The organism is Phyllobacterium sp. P5_D12, assembly GCF_054049495.1.
In genome coordinates this window covers 1-17,672 of the sequence record NZ_JBFUMG010000006.1, presented here as the reverse complement: position 1 = coordinate 17,672, position 17,672 = coordinate 1, and the positions used below count along the sequence as shown (strand labels likewise).

Here is a 17,672-nt window from a genome sequence, read left to right as displayed (position 1 = left end):
TTGGGGCTTGAACCCTCTTGGCCAAGCCGCTATGTTCAAGAAACGGAGGCACCTCCGATTATCTCGTTACCTCCGGACTAATACCCTATTTGGGGCCTGCATGTCATGTTTTTTGCGCCTTGAACGCAACCGAAACGCTGGCGGCCCCGTTGGACTCTTCCCAAGCCTACTGGAGCAGGACTCCCCATGAGCAATCAAACCACCATCAATCTCGAAATCAATGGCCAGGCATATGCCCTCGCCGTCGAACCGCGCGTGACCCTTCTGGACGCACTGCGTGATCACCTGGAACTGACCGGTACCAAGAAAGGCTGCGACCAGGGCCAATGCGGTGCCTGCACTGTTCATGTCGACGGCGAGCGTGTGCTTTCCTGTCTGACGCTGGCAGTTCAGGTCGAAGGCCGCGCGGTCACGACCATCGAAGGGCTTTCCGATCCCGGGGCCGAACTCCATCCCGTCCAGTCCGCCTTCCTCGAACATGACGCTTTCCAGTGCGGCTACTGCACGCCGGGCCAGATCATGTCCGCCGTTTCCTGCATCCGCGAGGGCCATGCCGGTTCCGATGATGAAATCCGCGAATATATGTCGGGCAATCTCTGCCGTTGCGGTGCCTATCCGCACATCGTCGAGGCGGTCCGCGAAGCTGCAAAGGTGATGTCATGAGAGATTTCTCCTATCTGCGCGCCGGCTCGGTCGACGAAGCGCTCAGCGCTGCAGCCATGCCCGCAACCATGCTTCTCGCCGGCGGCACCACTTTGCTCGATCTCGCCAAATGCGGTGTCAACGCACCTGAACGGGTTGTCGATATCACCCATCTAAAAGGTCTCGATGCGATCCGTGTCGATGCCGAAGGCGCTTTCATCGGCGCGCTCGCAAAAATGAGCCGCGTCGCTGCCGATCCCGCAATGCTTGCCGGGTTTCCCGCGGTATCGGAAGCGCTCTGGCAGGCGGCTTCGGCGCAGATCCGCAACATGGCGACAATCGGCGGCAATCTTCTGCAGCGCACGCGCTGTGCCTATTTCCGCGACCCGGCAAGCTTTCCCGCCTGCAACAAACGCGTCCCGGGCAGCGGCTGCTCCGCCATGGAAGGCGTCAATCGCGGCCATGCGGTTCTCGGCACGAGCGACGCCTGCATAGCAACCTATCCGGGTGATCTCGCCGCAGCGCTCATCGCCTTCGATGCTGTCGTGCATCTTGGCGAACGCAAGGTTCCCATCGACGATTTCTTCCTCTTGCCCGGCGAAACACCGCACAAGGAACACGCAATGCAGCCCGGCGAGATGATCACTGCGATCACCATTCCCGCCTCCGCCGCCGCGCGGCACTCCACCTATTTGAAAGTACGTGACCGCCAGTCCTATGAATTCGCAGCCGCAAGCGCTGCTGTCGGCATCGAGTTCGAGGCGGATCACGAAACCATTCGCGATATCCGGATCGGTCTCGGCGGTGTTGCGACGAAACCCTGGCGGGCCCGCGCCGTCGAAGATGCTCTTCGCGGCAAGGTCCTGGAGCCGGAAACCGTCAAGAGCGCGAGCCGTCTCGCTGTCGAGGGCGCCATTGCCCATGGCGGCAATCACTACAAGATCGAGCTCGCCCCCCGCGTCGTTGAACGCGCCATCCTGAAATCGGGAGCTTTGGCATGACCATAGTCGACACCAAAATGAAACGCGGCGACGCCTCCGACGGCTTGCTCGGAGGGCGTCTTGCACGGATCGACGGCCCGGCCAAGATCACCGGCGCCGCCGATTATGCGATGGAACACTCTCCGGAAGGCATGGTCTACGCAGTCATCGTCGACAGCACGATCGCTTCCGGCCGCGTCGTCGCTATCGATACGAGCGCAGCCGAGGCCTATCCCGGCGTTCTCATCGTCCTGACACCGGACAATGCCTTGCCGATCAAGACCGCGACCGACTGGACCGGAGCTCCGCCCCCGGCCGTTCCCTATGAGCCGCTGGCACGCGAGATCACTTTCGCGGGCCAGCACATCGCTGCTGTCATTGCCGAGACCTTCGAGCAGGCGACGGCTGCCGCAGCGCTCGTCAAGGTTACCTACGAAGAGACCGCGCCGATTTCGAGTTTCGATGATCCGCGCTCCGGCGAGGGCTTCCCGATCGATATGATGACCAAGGAATGGGGCGATGCTGACGCTGCACTCGCCATTGCTCCCGTCCGCATCGAGCAGGAATACAAGACACCGCGCGAATACAACGTGCCCATCGAGCCGCACGGCCTGATTGCTCATTGGGAAGGCGATATGCTGACCCTGTGGGAGCCGAGCCAGTGGATCGACGGCATGTCCCGCACCTATGCGGAATGGTTCAGCATTCCGTTCGAGAACGTGCGCATGCTGTCGCCCTATATCGGCGGCGGCTTCGGTTCCAAGGCGCTGCCTACCCGTTATGGCGCGGTTGCGGCCATCGCCGCAAAAATGCTCGACCGTCCCGTCAAGCTTGCCATCACGCGGCCGCAGACCTTCACCGCTTTCGGTGGCCGGCCCGCGACACGGCAGACCATCGCACTTGGTGCTACCCGCGAAGGCAAATTGCTGTCGATCGTGCATCGCAGTGCCAATGAGACGTCGATGGACGACGTCGCGATCGAACCCTTGGGCTCGGTCACCTCGATCATGTATGCGGTTCCGAACTTTTCGTCGCGCCAGAACATCGTGCCGGTGAACACGGTCAAGCCAGGTGCCCTGCGCGCGCCCGGTGAAAACCCCAGCGCCTTCGGCATCGAATGCGCCATCGACGAACTGGCTTACGAGGTCGGCATCGATCCGCTCGATATCCGCCTGCTCAACTACGCCGAAGAGGACCCGCACGCCAAAAAGCCGTGGTCGACGCGCCGCTTGCGTGAAGCCTATGCTGCGGGCGCCGAAGCTTTCGGCTGGGCGAAACGCAGCCCAAGCGTCCGCTCCATGCGCGAAGGCAAGCAGCTGATCGGTTACGGCGTTGCGGCTGGCACATACCCGGTTCGCCGCACGCCGGGCGAAGCAATGGTCCGCATCCTCAGCAATGGCACCATCGAGGTCGCCAGCAGCGGCATCGACATGGGTCAGGGCACCTATACGATCCTCGCACAAACGGCTGCCGAGGCGATCGGCGTGCCGGTCGAGACAGTCGTGGTCAAGCTCGGCGACTCTTCACTGCCGCGCGCCCCGGTTGCCGGCGGTTCGCAGCTTGCCAATCTGATGACCGGCGCCGTGCACGTAGCAGCGCTTGCCGCCCGCGACGAGCTGATCGGTCTTGCCATCAACGATCAGAATTCACCGTTCCGCGACCTGCAGGCCAATACGCTGACCATCGAGGGCGGTCAGATGTCGTCGCCGCGCGATGCGGGTTCAAGCGTTGCCATCGCCGAGGTGATGCGACGCACAGGGCGAGATCGTATCGAGGCGCTGCGCAACACGCTGCCGGAAAACCTGCGCAACAAGGATGACCATTTCCGCAACTTCACGACGATCTCGACCATGCTTTCACCGACCGAGGGCGACTACTCGATGCACAGCTGGTGCGTACATTTCGTCGAGGTGCGGGTCGATGTGGATTTCGGCACGGTCCGCGTTTCCCGCATGGTGTCGGCTCTGGATTCGGGCCGGCTCTACAATCCGAAGCTGGCTGAAAGTCAGTGGAAGGGCGGGATCATCATGGGCATCGGTCAGGCCCTCCTTGAGGAAGGCCTTGTCGATCAGCGCAATGGCCACGTGATGAACAACAACCTCGGCGACTACCTCGTTCCGACCAATGCGGATATTCCCGATCTGAAGGTGATCTCGGTCGGCATCCCGGATACAAACGCTTCGATCCTCGGCGGAAAGGCCGTCGGCGAACTCGCCATCGTCGGTGTCGCGCCGGCCATCGCCAACGCGGTCTATCACGCCACCGGCATACGCGTCCGCGATCTGCCGATCACGCTCGAAAAGCTGATCTAGATAAAGGTGCAACGCTTATCTCCCCCTTGTGGGGGAGAATGTGATTTCAGCATCTTAGCTCTTGCTAAGTGCTAGAAATCACAAGAGAGGGGATCGTTTGCCGTGTATTCCAAATCCCCTCTCTGGGATTTTCCAAGGGTTTAGCGAAGTGGCTAAACCCAAGAAAATCCTTTCTCTCCCACAAGGGGAGAGATAATCGGCATCGGCTGCTGACGCGAGCCATCAAGCCTTATGCCGCGTCCTGAATGGCCGCCAGCTTCCAGTCCGAGTTGGGCTTGCGCACGAACGTCCAGACTTCGGTCGTCTGCGAGGGCTGCTCTTCATCGCCCTTGACGACGCGCCCGGTCTGCCTGTCCACCATCGAATCGACGCTCTCGTAGCGCATGGCCGTCGTTGCGTATTGCGCGTCGCCTTCGGCCCAGGCTTCGGCGATATCGGCCTGCAGGAGCTTCACATCGGACACGCTGTTGCGCAGCCCGTCCGTCGCATTCTGGCCGAGCTCTTCCGCGAGGTAGGACATGGCTTCCGGCGTGGTAAGATTACGCAGCGTGGCGTAATCCTCTTTGCCATAGGCCGTCTGCACCTCGGTCAGAAGTTTCTCGAACGTCTCGAGATCATCCTGCTTGAGGCCGATTTCATCCGACGCGGCAGCAAGGCCTGCCGATGCGTAACCCCTATTGTTGTTACCCGCAGGAGCCTGCCCTGCCGTATTCTGGTTCGAGGCTGAACCTATCGTCGGCACGCGCATGGGCGAGACGTTCGATGGCTCTTCGTCATAGGCGTTGCGTCCGAACCCCTGCGTCGGACCGGCAGCTGCCGGCGAAGACTGGCGTGAACGGAAGAAGCGCATGGCCAGCATGACCGCTCCGATCACCAATGCGATCTGCAACAGCATGCCGAGCATGCCTGCCGCGCCGCCGAAGCCATATCCGAGGAACGCGCCGAGCAGACCGCCGAGCAGCAGGCCACCCAGCAGTGAACGGCCCATGCTGCCGAAAAGTCCCGGACGTTGCTGCGCCGCCGTCGGCGCCGTAGCGCCCGGCTGATTTTGCGGCCTCGGCGTCATCGAACGCTCGATCGGTGCAGCGGGTGCTGGTGCCGTGCGTGTTGGCGCAGGTGCCTGGAAGGTACGCGAACCGCGGCTGCCGAAACCACCGCCACCAAAACCGCCGGCGCGCCGGGCATCGGCCTCGTAGACAGCGCTGAACGATAMCGCCAATCCTATGACGAGTATCGCGGCTATCCGGCCAAGGCGAGAAAGGTAAAGCGGCATGCAGATGATCTCCTCTGTGCGTGTCGTCTGACACTTCGTCCACGCATATGGTGAGGGCTTCAGCGGATTTGAAGGATYGACGCTAAAATATTGAAAGAACGAGAATGACCGGGTGCGGCGCGAGACCGTTCGAGAATTCGGCCTGATGAGTCAGCTGGTGTGGTTTTCGAGAACCGAAGCGCAGCGGACTTATTGGTCCGTGAGCATCGGAAGCGCAGAAAACCGCATCAGATGGCCATCGGGATGAATAAATCGAACGGTCTCAGATTCCGGCGTACCACTCGTAACCCCGATCCTCCCAAAAGCCGCCCTTGCCTCCCGCGAGGTTCTTGAAACTGTCCACGAGCTCAATTCCCATGACGTATTTGGCGTGCTTGTAGCCGAGCTGACGTTCGACGCGCAGCCGCAGCGGCGCGCCATGGGCGACTTCGAGGTCCTTGCCATTCATGCCGTAGGCAAGGATCGTCTGCGGATGCCAGGCATCGACGAGATCGATGCTTTCATAATACCGGCCGCTGCCGTCGAGCGATGGCTCGAGGTCATCGGCACAATGGAACACCGCATAGCGGGCGCCGGGTGCAAGGCCAGCCTTTTCCAGCACGAGGCCGAGCGGAACGCCGGTCCACTTGCCAATGGCGCTCCAGCCTTCGACGCAGTCGTGCCGCGTGATCTGGGTGCGCGACGGCATCGCCTTGAGGTCGGCCAGCGACAGGTTCAGCGGCGTTTTCACCATGCCGTTCACGACGAGCTTCCAGTCGGCGAAATTGTTTTCCGTCATACGCGCATAGTCTTCACTGTCGGGTTGCGAAGTGCCATTTGCCTTGAAGACCGGGGACAGATCGGCCTCGGAAAATTCACGTGCCAGCGTCTGCTGCGACATCAGCAACCGCTGCGCGCCCATCGTTAGCGACTCGGCTTTTTGCAGGATGTCGTTGACGGTCGTGCTTTGCACCATCGCATCACAGCCTGTGAGCAGGCCCGTTGCCGCGACACTCGAGCCGATCAGGAAACGGCGGCGGGTGAGATCGAAGCTCATTTCGACACCTCGTCTTTTTGTTCAAATTTCAGCGCGTAGTAGCCGGTGATCATCGATCGCAGATTGTTCCAGACGCCGGAAACCAGCACCATGACAATATGGACGATAACGAAGATGACTATGAGCGACGCGCTGATGAAATGGAGGATACGGGCCGACTGCCGGCCGCCGAAGACGTCGAGCAGCCAGGGGAAGATCGCATTGAAGCCTGGCGACATGGTCAGCCCGGTCAGCACCATCAACGGCAGGATGATGAAGATAATGGCCATATAGGTCAGCTTCTGCAGGGAATTATAATGCCGCGCTTTCTCGCCCTTGGGAAACCGCAGCCGTGCATGGTCCGCTATCTCCTGCACCAGATGGCCCGGCGTTAATTGATCCTTGGTTGGTACGATATCGCGGCGGAAATGCCGGCCGATCAGGCCATAAAGCAGATAGACCAGACCATTGATGACGAAGAACCAGGCGAAGAAGAAGTGCCAGCGGCGGCCCGTCGCAAGATCCTGATAGCTCGGGATGGTGATCCAGGCAGGGAAAGCACGCGGGCTGAGCTCGCCGTCCTCGGTCGAGGCGCCGAGCACACCGGTCGTATTCACTGAAAGCGAACCGATGCGTGTCACGCCCTTGATCGTATTGCCATCCTCGACAGCACCGATGGAAATGAACGAAGGGTCGGGARGCGCATCGGCGCCGTATTGGCCCCAGTAAAGATTTGGATGGGCGTTGAAGATTTGCAGGCCGCTCATCAGAAGGAAGCTCAGGCACAAGACGTTCAGCCAGTGGGTGATGCGCACCGCCACGGAATGGCGGTAGAACAAAACCTTCTTCGGCTTGGCGGTGTCAGTGACACCTGATGTGACGCTTGCCATTCGAGCCTCCATGGTACTGGAAATTGGTTGTACGTGGTTCACCCYTTGACGAGCTTGCCGCTTGTAGAACGGCGAACCACGCACAACCCAATCAAATATTAGTTTGTCGTCTTCTTCTTCGGAGCCATTGTGCCCATGGCATCAGGCTTCATCGCATCCTTTTTCGTCATGGTGCTTTTCGTCATTGTATCCTTTTTCATCGCCATTGTGTCGCATTCCTTCATCATGGAATCCTTCTTCATGGCGTCTTTTTCCATGCCGGCATGTTTCATGCAGTCAGCCTTGTTCATAGGCTTCATGGCGTCTTCGGCCTGGGCAATGCTGGCTCCAACAAATGCTGTTGTCAAAGCGAAAGCCGAAAGCGCGAGGCTGCGTGTGAGAATGTTCATGGATGTTCTCCCTTGGTTTGAATGAGACACGAATGCAAGTGTCTTCGAGTTTCAGATGCCCTTTGACATCCGCGTGATCCTGGGAACACCAGGAATGCTTGATTTATTCGGTAGCGGCGGCGAGTATCGGTCCGCCGTTCGGTGTCTGTACGAGAACGGCTGTCCGCAGCCCCGGCTTGATAGCGGGGAAAGTCACCGTCTGCGACTTGCCGGTCCAGCTTCCGACTTTGGTGAGGCTGTGAACGACGTTTTTATGGGGGAGCGTGTGGCCGCTATTTTCACCCCTTCTGACCGGCACGTTGACGGTCTGATCATTGTAGGTGACGAGCCAGATATCGGCGTTGCCGCCGGGTGCTTTGCCCTCGCCGATCGTCAGGGAACGGTCTTTCAAATCCAGCCGCGGTGCACTGAGTGTCCCTTGCGTCKTGATAAGCTGGTCCACTTCGGAAATCCTGTTGCCGACAACATCGGCGCGCCCGTTAACCACCATTTGCGGCGTGAAAGGTCCATCGCGGCCAAGCGGCGTCTCGTAGACTTCCTGGCGGTCCGTATATTCTGGCTTGGCAAAAATATCCTTCCAGCCGAGACGGTCCCAATAGGTCACGCCAAAACTCAGGGCAAGGATCCCCGGGCGCTTGCTGAGCTCGATCAGATTGGCGTTTGCCGGCGGGCAGGAAGAACAGCCTTGGCTGGTGAAGAGTTCGACCACGGTGAGCGGCCGCGAGGTGTCGGCATATGCTCCACCGCCCGCGCCAAGCATGACAGTTGCGGCGGTCAATGCGATGGACACCATATGAGAGCGCTTTGGCTGAATTCCCATCATCAACTCCTGAAAACTGTGAATGATCGGTCATGTGTGCCGGTCACATCAGGGAATACGAAGGGAACCAGAAATAGGTTACAGCGATCACGGTTTGGTGATCATTCTTGGCGGATTTGCGCTTCAAGCATTGACGTGCCGCCGCATTCCATCTCATCTGTAACCTTTATCCCGCATCGCGCGAATAAGGAATGAAACGGAGTGAATCCGGTCGAAACGCGGTTGAAAGAACTGATGCTCGCGAGCCTCGATGGCGATGCGCGGAGCTATGGCATTCTCCTGAATGACCTTGCCAGGCATCTGCGCTTCTATTTCCTGCGCCGGTTGTCGGATGCGCACAAGGGCGACGCCGACGATCTGGTGCAGGAAACACTGATGTCGCTGCATACACGGCGCGCGACCTATGAGACCGACCGGCCTTTTACCGCGTGGCTGCATGCGATCGCGCGCTACAAGCTGATCGATCATTTCAGGCGAAACCGTATTCGCGCAACGGTTCCGCTCGACGATGCAGAGGATCTGTTCGCCGTTGATCAGTCCGACGCCGCAGCCGATCGCATGGATGTTGAGCGGCTACTGCAATCGGTACCGGAGAAATCGCGGGACTTGATCTACAGGACGAAGATCGAGGGCCAGTCTATCGCCGAGGTTGCGCAAAGCACCGGACTTTCGGAGGCTTCCGTTAAAGTAGGGATACACAGAGGAATCAAGGCGATTGCAGCGAAGTTGAAAGGACGGGCAGATGACGACCGATGACCTGATCGCCCGCCTGACCGGCGAGTTGAAGCCGGTATCGCGCTTGGCCGTTCTATGGCGGGTCGTTATCGGCCTCGGCATCAGCCTCCTTGTCTCGTCCGCTCTCATGTACTTCTGGCTCGGCATGCGACCCGACATGATGACGGCGGCGGGAACGATGATGTTCTGGACCAAGTTCGCCTATACGCTGTTACTCGCCGTCGCTGGTACATGGGCGGTCAAGCGCATCGCTTATCCGCTCGGTAGCATCCGGGTCAGTCTCGCTGTGATGGCCGCGACAATCGTGGTGATGATCGTTCTCGCCATGGCCAAACTGGCGATGACACCGCCCGATCAACACATGGCGATGATGACGGGCCGTACGGTTGCCGTTTGCACCCGCAACATCGTCCTTCTGTCGCTGCCCTTGCTGGTCGGCGCGTTCTGGGTGCTGCGCGGTCTGGCGCCGACGCGTCTGACCGTTGCGGGTGCTGCGGCAGGTCTTGCCGCCGGCGCGATTGCCTCACTGGTTTATTCGTTCCACTGCGATGAAAGCGCCATGCCGTTCATTGCGGTCTGGTACACGCTCGGCATTCTGATCCCCGGCCTGATCGGCGCCATTGCCGGGCGTTTCGTGCTGAGGTGGTAGCTCGGGCTATTACCCTTGCGGAGCTTATTTTGCTACCAGCCATTCATGCTCGACCGCATTGTGGAATTTCCACGTGCGCTTTGGTCCTGCCATGACGTTGAGATAATAGAGATCGTAGCCGTGGCAGGCGGCGCAGGGGTGATATCCCTTGGGCACCATCACCACGTCGCCGTCCTCGATAGCCATGGCCTCATCCAGTGAGCGGTCATCAGTATAGACCCGCTGAAAGCCAAAGCCCTGGCGAGGGTTGAAGCGGTGATAATAGGTCTCTTCCAGATAGGACTCTGCGGGAAGGTTGTCCTGGTCGTGCTTGTGCGGCGGGTAACTCGACGTGTGGCCGCCCGGCGTGATCACCTCGACGACCAGCAGCGAATCCGCCGGCTCGTTCTCCGGCAGGATATTGGTGACGTAGCGTGTATTGGTCCCCTTGCCGCGTGTCTCCTGACTGAGACCCTCCGGCGAAATTATCCTCACCGGCAATCCACCGCCAAGACCCGGCGCCGAACAGACCGCAAGTTCGACGTCCGTCTCCGCAGAGACCCACCAATCGGACCCCTGCGGCAGATACACCGACCAGGGCTTGCCTTCGAAGGGCGACATGCGGGTCCCGAGCAGGCCGAGGTCGTCGCCATTGGCCGTGACTTTGCCCTTGCCAGTCACGAAGACCAGGCAGACTTCCTTGTCTTCCGTTTTTCCGCACACCGACTGGCCGGCATCCAGCTTGTGCAAATCGAAACCGACATAGCTCCAGCCCGCTGTTTCAGGCGTCACGTGAGCCACATGGCCCGGGCCTTGCATTGCCTTCAAAAGCAGTTTCGACATGGTTTACTCCTTATCGGTGCCAGCGTCTTCGGGCTTGACAGTAGCTGTCGGCTCAACGGGTTCGGATGCATCGAAGATGATGAAGAATTGCCATATCCCGTAGGCGGCGAAAGCCAAAACGATGATGCCCCAGAACGGCGTACCGGTCGCGAACTCGAAGATCGACCAGGCGATGCAGAACGCCACAACTGCAACGCGCCGCCAGAGCGGGCGAAACCAGGGGTGATTACTGTCTTTGTTCATGTTGAACCCACTTTTCAACCCTGGGGGAAACCTTGAGTCTCGACCGTATAGCCGGCGGCAGTCATGACCCGCATCAGTTCCTTATACCCGACTTGCGCCATCTTGAGCGGTGGATTTTTCTTCGGATCCTGTTCGGCCTCGACCACGAACCAGCCTTCATAGCCGTAATCGGCAAACTTTTGGACGATTGCACCGAAATCCAGCGAGCCGTCACCCGGTACGGTGAAGGCGCCGAGGGCAACCGCGTCGAGGAAGGACTGCCTCGAGCGGTCCAGACCGTCGATCACCGGCATGCGGACATCCTTGACATGCACGTGGTTGATCCGCCGGTGATGATTGTCGATTGCGCGCAGTACATCGCCGCCGGCGAAGGCCAGATGGCCGGCATCCAGCAGGAGCGGAATGCCCTCGCCGGAATATTTCATGAAGGCGTCGAGCTCCGGTTCGGTTTCGACGACTGCCGCCATGTGGTGATGGTAGGAGAGCGGCATGCCCTGCTGTGCGCACCATTCACCGAACTCGGTGACCTTGCGGGCATAGGCCTTCATCTCCTCGTCGCCGAGTTTCGGTTTGGTAGCCAGGGGCTTGGACCGATCGCCCTGGATCGAGCGGCCGACCTCGCCGTAGACGATGCAGGGCGCATTCACGGCCTTGAAAAGGTCGATCATCGGCTGGATGCGGTCCTTGTTCTTCGCCAGATCCTCGTCAACCAGCGTGCCCGAGAACCAGCCGCCGCACAGCGTAACATCCGCCTCCCGCAGGATCGGCAGCATCACATCCGGATCGTTGGGAAATCGGCGGCCCATTTCCATGCCGGTAAAGCCCGCAGAACGCGATTGGCGAAGGCACTCCTCCAGCGAGACGTCGTCACTGAGCTCCGCGAGATCATCGTTCCACCATGCGATCGGGGACATGCCCAGTTTTGCCTTCACGTCATTCTCCATTCCGAATTGAGGTTTTGTTTTTGCCGGTCGAGGACCAAGCAGTCATCCTCGGCTCTATAACCCGTCTCCCCCTCTGGCCAGAGGGGCACGATCAATTTGTCACGACATTCAGTTCCCGGCCGACCTCAGCTTGATCGCTTCCTCATAGGCCTTGCGCTTGGTATTGACCTCGCTGCGCTGGCTGACCTCAGGCACAGCGACATCCCACCAGAATCCACCCTCCTCGGTGGAGATCAGCGGATCGGTATCGATCACCACAACCGTCGTGCGATCATTCTGCTTGGCCCGTGCGAGAGCGCTTTCGAGTTCTGCGATCGACGCTACCTTCTCGGATATCGCGCCAAGGCTGCGGGCGTGTGCCGCGAAGTCTATCTCCAGCAAGACCTCGTGCCTGGTGTCCTTCAGGAGATTGTTGAAGTTCGCCCCGCCTGTGCCCATCTGCAGCCGGTTGATACAGCCATAGCCGCGATTGTCGAGGAGTACGATATTGATCTTCTGGCCGAGCATCACCGATGTGGCGATCTCCGAATTCAGCATCAGGTAAGAGCCGTCGCCAATCATGACCACAACCTCATCGTCGGGCTTGGCCATCTTGGCACCGAGCCCGCCCGCAATCTCGTAACCCATGCAGGAGAAGCCGTATTCGGCATGGTACGATCCCGGAGCGCCTGCCTGCCAGAGCTTGTGCATTTCGCCCGGCAGACCGCCTGCCGCGTGCAGGACAGTGGCTTCGCTGCCCATGGTTCGTTGAACGGCACCGATGACCTGCGCGTCAGAAGGCAGCGATACATTTGTCGGGCCTGTGACCTTTGCCGCAGCTCTCTGCCACTCCGCCTTGCCATTTTCGGCTTTCTCGGTCCAGCGTTTCGGGGCGCGATAGTTCTTGAGCCCGGCGGCAAGTTCGATCAGGCCCTCCCGTGCATCACCCACCAGCGGCAACGCCCGGTGCTTGGCCGCATCGAACGGCTGGATGTTGAGGCCGATAAAGGTCTTCTCGGTATTCTGGAACAATGCCCACGAGCCGGTGGTGAAGTCCTGGAGCCGCGTTCCGACCGCGAGGATAACATCGGCCTCCTGCGCCAGCCGGTTGGCTGCTGACGTCCCAGTGACGCCGACAGCCGCCATGTTGAGCGGGTGCCTGTCGGGCAGCGAAGATTTGCCGCCCTGGGTCTCGCAGACCGGAATGCCGGCCGCCTCGACGAAATCGGCGAGTTCGCGGGAGGCTTCGGAATAGATGACACCGCCGCCGGCGATCACCAGCGGCTTTTCGGCCGAACGCAGCGCGCCGATTGCGGCGGCGAGCTCGCCGACATCGGGCCGCGGGCGTCTCGGTGCCCAAAGCCGCTCCTCGAAGAAGCTTTCCGGATAGTCATAGGCTTCGACCTGCACATCTTGGCACAGGGCGAGCGTTACCGGCCCGCATTCAGCAGGGTCGGTGAGCACGGTCATCGTTCGTTGCAGCGCAGGGATGATCTGTTCGGGCCGCGTGATGCGGTCGAAATAGCGCGAAACCGGGCGGAAGCAGTCATTGGCGGAAACGGTACCGTCGCCGAAAGATTCCACCTGCTGCAGCACAGGATCCGGAACACGGTTGGCGAAGACATCGCCAGGCAAGAGCAAAAGCGGCAGGCGGTTGACATGTGCCAGCGCCGCAGCCGTCACCATGTTCGTTGCACCGGGCCCGACGGAACTCGTCACCGCCATCATGCGGCGGCGAAAAGTCGCCTTGGCAAAGGCGATGGCGGCATGGGCCATCGCCTGTTCGTTATGGGCGCGATAGGTCGGCAGTTCTTCGCGGACCTGATAAAGCGCCTCGCCGAGACCAGCGACATTGCCATGGCCGAAGATAGCCCAGACGCCCGCAAAGACAGGTACTTTCTTGTCGTCGATCACCGTCATCTGCTGGCTCAGAAATCGCGTCAGAGCTTGTGCCATGGTCAGGCGTATTGTCTTGGTCATGTCAGTCTCCTCCCAACGCTCCGATGCTGCCGCCGGTTACCCTCCCCCTTGTGGGGAGGGAGTCTGCGAAGCAGCAGGGAGGAATCTTTCTTCGATAGGTCCAAGAGAGACCCCTCCCGGGACCTCCGGTCCTTCCCTCCCCACAAGGGGGAGGGTAAAGAGGTGATGCCTTCTGCACGGTTATTACACATGTAGAAATTCTGCATTGCCAGATCTTCCTATGCCGCTTGTTTGTTGCGGCTGGCAAGCCAGGCCTTGGTCAATTTTTCGAAACGATCGGCCATGTCGGCTATCGCAGCGTCATCGGAAAGTTTGCCCGAAAGCCAGCCTTCCGCCGCACCCATGAACAATGTCCGGCCGACGGCAAAGCCTTTGACAATTGGCGTCCCTGCGGTTGCGACGAAGGATGCCTCGAGCTCGTCATGTGGCGCTTCCAGCCCAAGCAGCACGACACCGCGGCACCAGGGATCATGCTTTTCGATCACTGCCTCGATGTTCTTCCAGGCCGTCGCCGAGGCTTGCGGCTCTAGCTTCCACCAGTCCGGCTTTATACCCAGCGTATAAAGTTCTTCCAGCGCTCGCGGAATGGTGTTGTCATCGAGCTTGCCGTGCTTGCCGGCGATGATTTCGATCAGCAGTTCGCGTCCGACCTTGCGTGCTGCTTCGAACAGCGTGCGCAACTTCTGCTGCTGTTCCAGCTTCAGATCGGCAGGATCGTCCGGGTGGTAGAAGCACAGACACTTTATGCAATGGTCCACCGGCCATTCCGCCAGTTGCGAGCCTATATCCTGCGAAAACTCGAAACGCAGCGGGCGCGAGCCCGGCAGTTCCACCGGCCGTCCGAGCCAATTGAAATTATGACGCGCGAACTCGAACATCGCTTCGCGTCCAAACTTCTCGTCAAGCAGCATGCCATAACCGTCACGGCCATCAGCGACCTTCGCCGCCGCCTTCACTGCCAGCTCCTTGAATGCGCGGATTTTGGCATCATCGGCACCGACCTTTTGCGCAAGGTCTTCCAACTGCACGCGATGATCGATGGCAAAAGTCATCATCGACGGTATCTCGCGCCGCCGCGTAGTTGCCCAATGCACATGGTTGATTGCCTCGTCCTTGCGCAGGGCGTGAAATTTGCTGCCATGCGTGAGGAAATATTGCAGTTCCTCGAAGGTCGGAATCTCGGGTGCGCACAGCAGGCGCGACACCGCAAAGGCACCGCACGCGTTGGCCCATGTCGCGGCTGTCGCCAGCGGTTCGCCGCCAAGCCAGCCACGCAGGAAGCCGGACATGAACGCATCTCCCGCGCCGAGGACGTTGAACACTTCAATCGGAAAACCCTTGCCGACAATGCCATCCTCGAGATCGTTGGAAATCGCTCCTTCGTAAACGATGCAGCCCATGGGCCCACGCTTCAATACGATTGTCCCGCTCGATAGCGCCCGAATGGTTTTCAACGCGCTGAGAAGGTTCTCCTCACCCGACGCAATCAGCACTTCTTCTTCCGTGCCAACAATCAGATCGCAATCGGCAAGGACGGTTTTCAGGTGGTTGGATACGGCGTCGGAGGCGATGTAGCGGCTATCGCCCTCGCCGTGTCCTGCAAGCCCCCACAGATTKGGGCGGTAGTCGATATCGAACACAACCTTCCCGCCCGCTTCTTTCATCAAACGAATGGCCTTGCGTTGCGCCGCATCGGGCTTTGGCTTGGAGAAATGCGTGCCAGTGACCACGACGGCGCGCGCCGAACGGATGAATTCAGGATCGACATCGCCCTCATCAAGCGCCATATCGGCGCAGTTCTCACGGTAGAATATCAGCGGAAAACTCTTGTCGTTCTCGACCGAGAGGATAACCAGGGCCGACAGCCGCTCCGCGTCTGTGATGATTCCGTCCGTCGCGACGCCTTCGCGCACCATCTGCTCGCGTATATACCGGCCGATCTGCTCGTCGCCCACGCGGGACAACAGCGCCGAGCGCAGACCGAGGCGCGCCGTGCCGATCGCTATGTTGGCAGGGCATCCACCGACCGACTTGGCGAAGGAAGTGACATCCTCGAGCCGGGAGCCTATCTGCTGCCCGTAGAGATCGACGGACGAGCGGCCGATGGTAATGACATCGAGCGCGTGGCCCGTATCAGCTCTGTCCATGATATCCTCCCGATAGACTGATAAACTCCAGCACACAAAGGCCAGGAATTTTCCTATATGAAATAATAATTCTATCGAATCGTCAATATGGAATGTCTGTTCTTTTTATCTTTCTCTGCTGCACGCCAGTTCGCGTGAACTCGATCACCCACTTAGCCTATAGTCGAATTGTTCCGGCTCCGCGCGTGGCATACCTTCAGAATTCGTACATATTTGTACGAATTTCGTTGTGATACGCATGTCTTTTGTGCGAATGTGCTTGATGTGAAGTGCTTGAATGAAGCGTGACCAATTACTCAGAGAACTGCGAAAGATTGCCCGCGAGCAAGGCAAAACCTTCGAGATTTTCGTGGATAAAGGCAAAGGTTCTCACATGCGCGTAAAGCTGGGTGAAAAAACAACAATCATCCAAGACGGTGAGATGAACCCCGGATACGTGAAACTCATTCAAAGGCAACTGGAAATCTGAAGTCGGCCGCATTTTCAGCAAGGAGTTTCAATGGAATATATTTACAAAGCAAAGCTTGAATCTGATCCGGATGATGGCTTTCTGGTAACATTTCCAGACGTGCCCGAAGCAATCACACACGGCAAGGATCGTAAGGAAGCTCTCGCTAGTGCTGCCGAGGCGTTGGGCCTCGCCCTGCGAGGTTATCTTGTCGATGGACTTCCCCTTCCGCGCGCAAAAGCGAGAGGACTGGAGGATGTAGCAGTTCCTGCCGATGACGCGATGAAACTTGCGCTGATCGAAGCGTTCAATGCATCTGGTTTGTCAAAATCTGAACTTGCGCGGCGTCTTGGCAAAAATGAAGCCGAAGCCAGGCGACTGCTTGATCCTGACCATCCCAGTAAACTTGCGATCATGCAGGCAGCTCTGTCGGAGCTTGGAAAGATTATTGTGGTGTCTATCCGCGACGCTGCCTAGAAACTCCGCCGCTTCTCCGCCACGCTGACCGTAAGCGCCATGGCGAGCGCCATTGTTCCCGATAGCGACCGGAACCCGGAGAAATCCCCTTCCGCCGCTTCGAACCATACCTTGGCAGACTGGGCGAGCGGCGAAAACGCACTGTCGGTAATGGCGACGACGGGCACATTGCGTGCGGCCAGTGCAGCCGCATGCTCGATTGTCGCCGAGGCATAGGGCGAAAAGCTGATGGCGATGGCGGCGTCGGTCGGCTTGGCAAAGGAGAGGATTTCCGGATCGATACCAGCTGTCGATTCGATCAACTGGTTGCGGATTTTCAGCTTGCCGAAGGCGTAGGCCATATAGGCGGTGATCGGATAGGAACGGCGCCGCGCCAGCAGATAGATCGTCTCGGCTCCCGCCAGGATATCTACCGCGCTAGCCAACACGTCCTCTTCGACATTATGCGAAATCGTCTCGATTGAATGGCTGGCTGCGGTCAAAAATCCGTTGAGGATGACGCGGTTTTTGGAAAGGCCGTGCGTGTCGCCGCGCAGCGCCGACAGCCGCTCCTCATAGGAAACCTGCCGCTCGCGCAACCGTTCGCGGAATACCGATTGCAGGCTGGTGAAACCGTCGAAACCGAGATGCTGGGCAAAGCGGATCAACGTTGAAGGCTGAACGCCCGCCGTCTGGGCAATGCTTGCCGCCGTGCCGAAGGCGATCTCGTCGGGATTGCTTAAGGCATAGGCCGCGATCTGCGCCAGACGCTTCGGCAGCATCTCGCGACGATCGAGGATCATTGTACGCAGCGCGTCGAAATCCCGCGGTAACGACACTTCATTGTCCATGCTTTCCACCCGCAGAGTTCCCTCGTTGCTGCTTCCGGTCCTGGCAAAATATTTATATCAGGACGGATCAGTTATTCCATTTCTTCCTGTTATAGAT

General features: G+C 59.2%; 18 protein-coding genes. 7 read left to right on the top strand and 11 right to left on the bottom strand.

The genetic code is table 11. The features are described 5' to 3' along the window. Positions 1–186: 186 nt before the first annotated feature. The 3 genes from ACXJ5O_RS01095 to ACXJ5O_RS01085 are packed head-to-tail and all read left to right on the top strand — an operon-like array spanning position 187 to position 3,934. The gene (locus ACXJ5O_RS01095; RefSeq protein ID WP_457298262.1) at positions 187–663 is read left to right on the top strand and encodes a (2Fe-2S)-binding protein; all 477 of its coding nucleotides are present in this window, start codon (positions 187–189) and stop codon (positions 661–663) included. After that, a complete protein-coding gene (locus tag ACXJ5O_RS01090) occupies positions 660–1,643 on the top strand; it encodes an FAD binding domain-containing protein (protein WP_457298261.1) in 984 nt (327 codons plus the stop codon). Before ACXJ5O_RS01095 ends, ACXJ5O_RS01090 begins: the two co-directional genes overlap by 4 nt. Continuing rightward, the gene (locus ACXJ5O_RS01085; RefSeq protein WP_457298260.1) at positions 1,640–3,934 is read left to right on the top strand and encodes a xanthine dehydrogenase family protein molybdopterin-binding subunit; all 2,295 of its coding nucleotides are present in this window, start codon (positions 1,640–1,642) and stop codon (positions 3,932–3,934) included. The genes ACXJ5O_RS01090 and ACXJ5O_RS01085 overlap by 4 nt, the downstream gene beginning before the upstream one ends. Positions 3,935–4,163: 229 nt before the next feature. Here ACXJ5O_RS01085 and ACXJ5O_RS01080 read toward each other — a convergent pair whose 3' ends face one another. From ACXJ5O_RS01080 to ACXJ5O_RS01060, 5 genes are all read right to left on the bottom strand, one after another. Next, a complete protein-coding gene (locus tag ACXJ5O_RS01080) occupies positions 4,164–5,207 on the bottom strand; it encodes a Tim44 domain-containing protein (protein ID WP_457298259.1) in 1,044 nt (347 codons plus the stop codon). Positions 5,208–5,469: 262 nt separating this feature from the next. Further along, positions 5,470–6,243, bottom strand: a complete 774-nt coding sequence (locus ACXJ5O_RS01075; RefSeq protein WP_112530514.1) for a molybdopterin-binding protein — start codon at positions 6,241–6,243, stop codon at positions 5,470–5,472. Further along, on the bottom strand, positions 6,240–7,112 hold the full coding sequence (locus ACXJ5O_RS01070; protein WP_457298258.1) for a cytochrome b/b6 domain-containing protein: 873 nt from the start codon (positions 7,110–7,112) through the stop codon (positions 6,240–6,242). The genes ACXJ5O_RS01075 and ACXJ5O_RS01070 overlap by 4 nt, the downstream gene beginning before the upstream one ends. 98 nt (positions 7,113–7,210) lie before the next feature. Then, the gene (locus ACXJ5O_RS01065) at positions 7,211–7,501 is read right to left on the bottom strand and encodes a pentapeptide MXKDX repeat protein (RefSeq protein WP_457298257.1); all 291 of its coding nucleotides are present in this window, start codon (positions 7,499–7,501) and stop codon (positions 7,211–7,213) included. A 103-nt stretch (positions 7,502–7,604) separates the two neighbouring features. Next, positions 7,605–8,321 (bottom strand): DUF1223 domain-containing protein, encoded by a 717-nt coding sequence (locus tag ACXJ5O_RS01060; RefSeq protein WP_457298274.1) that lies wholly within the window; start codon positions 8,319–8,321, stop codon positions 7,605–7,607. 201 nt (positions 8,322–8,522) lie between these two features. On the opposite strand from ACXJ5O_RS01060, the gene ACXJ5O_RS01055 reads away from it, so the two are divergent. After that, on the top strand, positions 8,523–9,077 hold the full coding sequence (locus tag ACXJ5O_RS01055; RefSeq protein WP_112530506.1) for a sigma-70 family RNA polymerase sigma factor: 555 nt from the start codon (positions 8,523–8,525) through the stop codon (positions 9,075–9,077). Further along, positions 9,064–9,705, top strand: a complete 642-nt coding sequence (locus ACXJ5O_RS01050) for an NrsF family protein (protein ID WP_457298256.1) — start codon at positions 9,064–9,066, stop codon at positions 9,703–9,705. The genes ACXJ5O_RS01055 and ACXJ5O_RS01050 overlap by 14 nt, the downstream gene beginning before the upstream one ends. Positions 9,706–9,729: 24 nt before the next feature. Here ACXJ5O_RS01050 and iolB read toward each other — a convergent pair whose 3' ends face one another. The 5 genes from iolB to ACXJ5O_RS01025 all read right to left on the bottom strand — a co-directional run bounded on the left by iolB (position 9,730) and on the right by ACXJ5O_RS01025 (position 15,820). Beyond that, positions 9,730–10,527 carry a 5-deoxy-glucuronate isomerase gene (gene iolB, locus ACXJ5O_RS01045; RefSeq protein WP_457298255.1) on the bottom strand — a complete coding sequence of 266 codons (798 nt, stop codon included), beginning with the start codon at positions 10,525–10,527 and terminating at the stop codon, positions 9,730–9,732. Positions 10,528–10,530: 3 nt separating this feature from the next. Further along, positions 10,531–10,770 carry a DUF3329 domain-containing protein gene (locus ACXJ5O_RS01040; RefSeq protein ID WP_457298254.1) on the bottom strand — a complete coding sequence of 80 codons (240 nt, stop codon included), beginning with the start codon at positions 10,768–10,770 and terminating at the stop codon, positions 10,531–10,533. Positions 10,771–10,784: 14 nt separating this feature from the next. Then, positions 10,785–11,702, bottom strand: a complete 918-nt coding sequence (iolE, locus tag ACXJ5O_RS01035; RefSeq protein ID WP_457298253.1) for a myo-inosose-2 dehydratase — start codon at positions 11,700–11,702, stop codon at positions 10,785–10,787. A 120-nt stretch (positions 11,703–11,822) separates the two neighbouring features. Next, on the bottom strand, positions 11,823–13,673 hold the full coding sequence (gene iolD, locus ACXJ5O_RS01030; protein ID WP_457298252.1) for a 3D-(3,5/4)-trihydroxycyclohexane-1,2-dione acylhydrolase (decyclizing): 1,851 nt from the start codon (positions 13,671–13,673) through the stop codon (positions 11,823–11,825). Between the two features lie 218 nt (positions 13,674–13,891). Next, on the bottom strand, positions 13,892–15,820 hold the full coding sequence (locus tag ACXJ5O_RS01025; protein ID WP_457298251.1) for a bifunctional 5-dehydro-2-deoxygluconokinase/5-dehydro-2-deoxyphosphogluconate aldolase: 1,929 nt from the start codon (positions 15,818–15,820) through the stop codon (positions 13,892–13,894). Between the two features lie 277 nt (positions 15,821–16,097). On the opposite strand from ACXJ5O_RS01025, the gene ACXJ5O_RS01020 reads away from it, so the two are divergent. Further along, positions 16,098–16,289 carry a hypothetical protein gene (locus ACXJ5O_RS01020; RefSeq protein ID WP_457298250.1) on the top strand — a complete coding sequence of 64 codons (192 nt, stop codon included), beginning with the start codon at positions 16,098–16,100 and terminating at the stop codon, positions 16,287–16,289. A gap of 30 nt (positions 16,290–16,319) precedes the next feature. Next, positions 16,320–16,745, top strand: a complete 426-nt coding sequence (locus ACXJ5O_RS01015; RefSeq protein ID WP_457298249.1) for a type II toxin-antitoxin system HicB family antitoxin — start codon at positions 16,320–16,322, stop codon at positions 16,743–16,745. On the opposite strand, the gene ACXJ5O_RS01010 is transcribed toward ACXJ5O_RS01015, so the two are convergent. After that, positions 16,742–17,575, bottom strand: a complete 834-nt coding sequence (locus ACXJ5O_RS01010; protein ID WP_114430296.1) for a MurR/RpiR family transcriptional regulator — start codon at positions 17,573–17,575, stop codon at positions 16,742–16,744. The genes ACXJ5O_RS01015 and ACXJ5O_RS01010 overlap by 4 nt on opposite strands. Positions 17,576–17,672 lie beyond the last annotated feature (97 nt).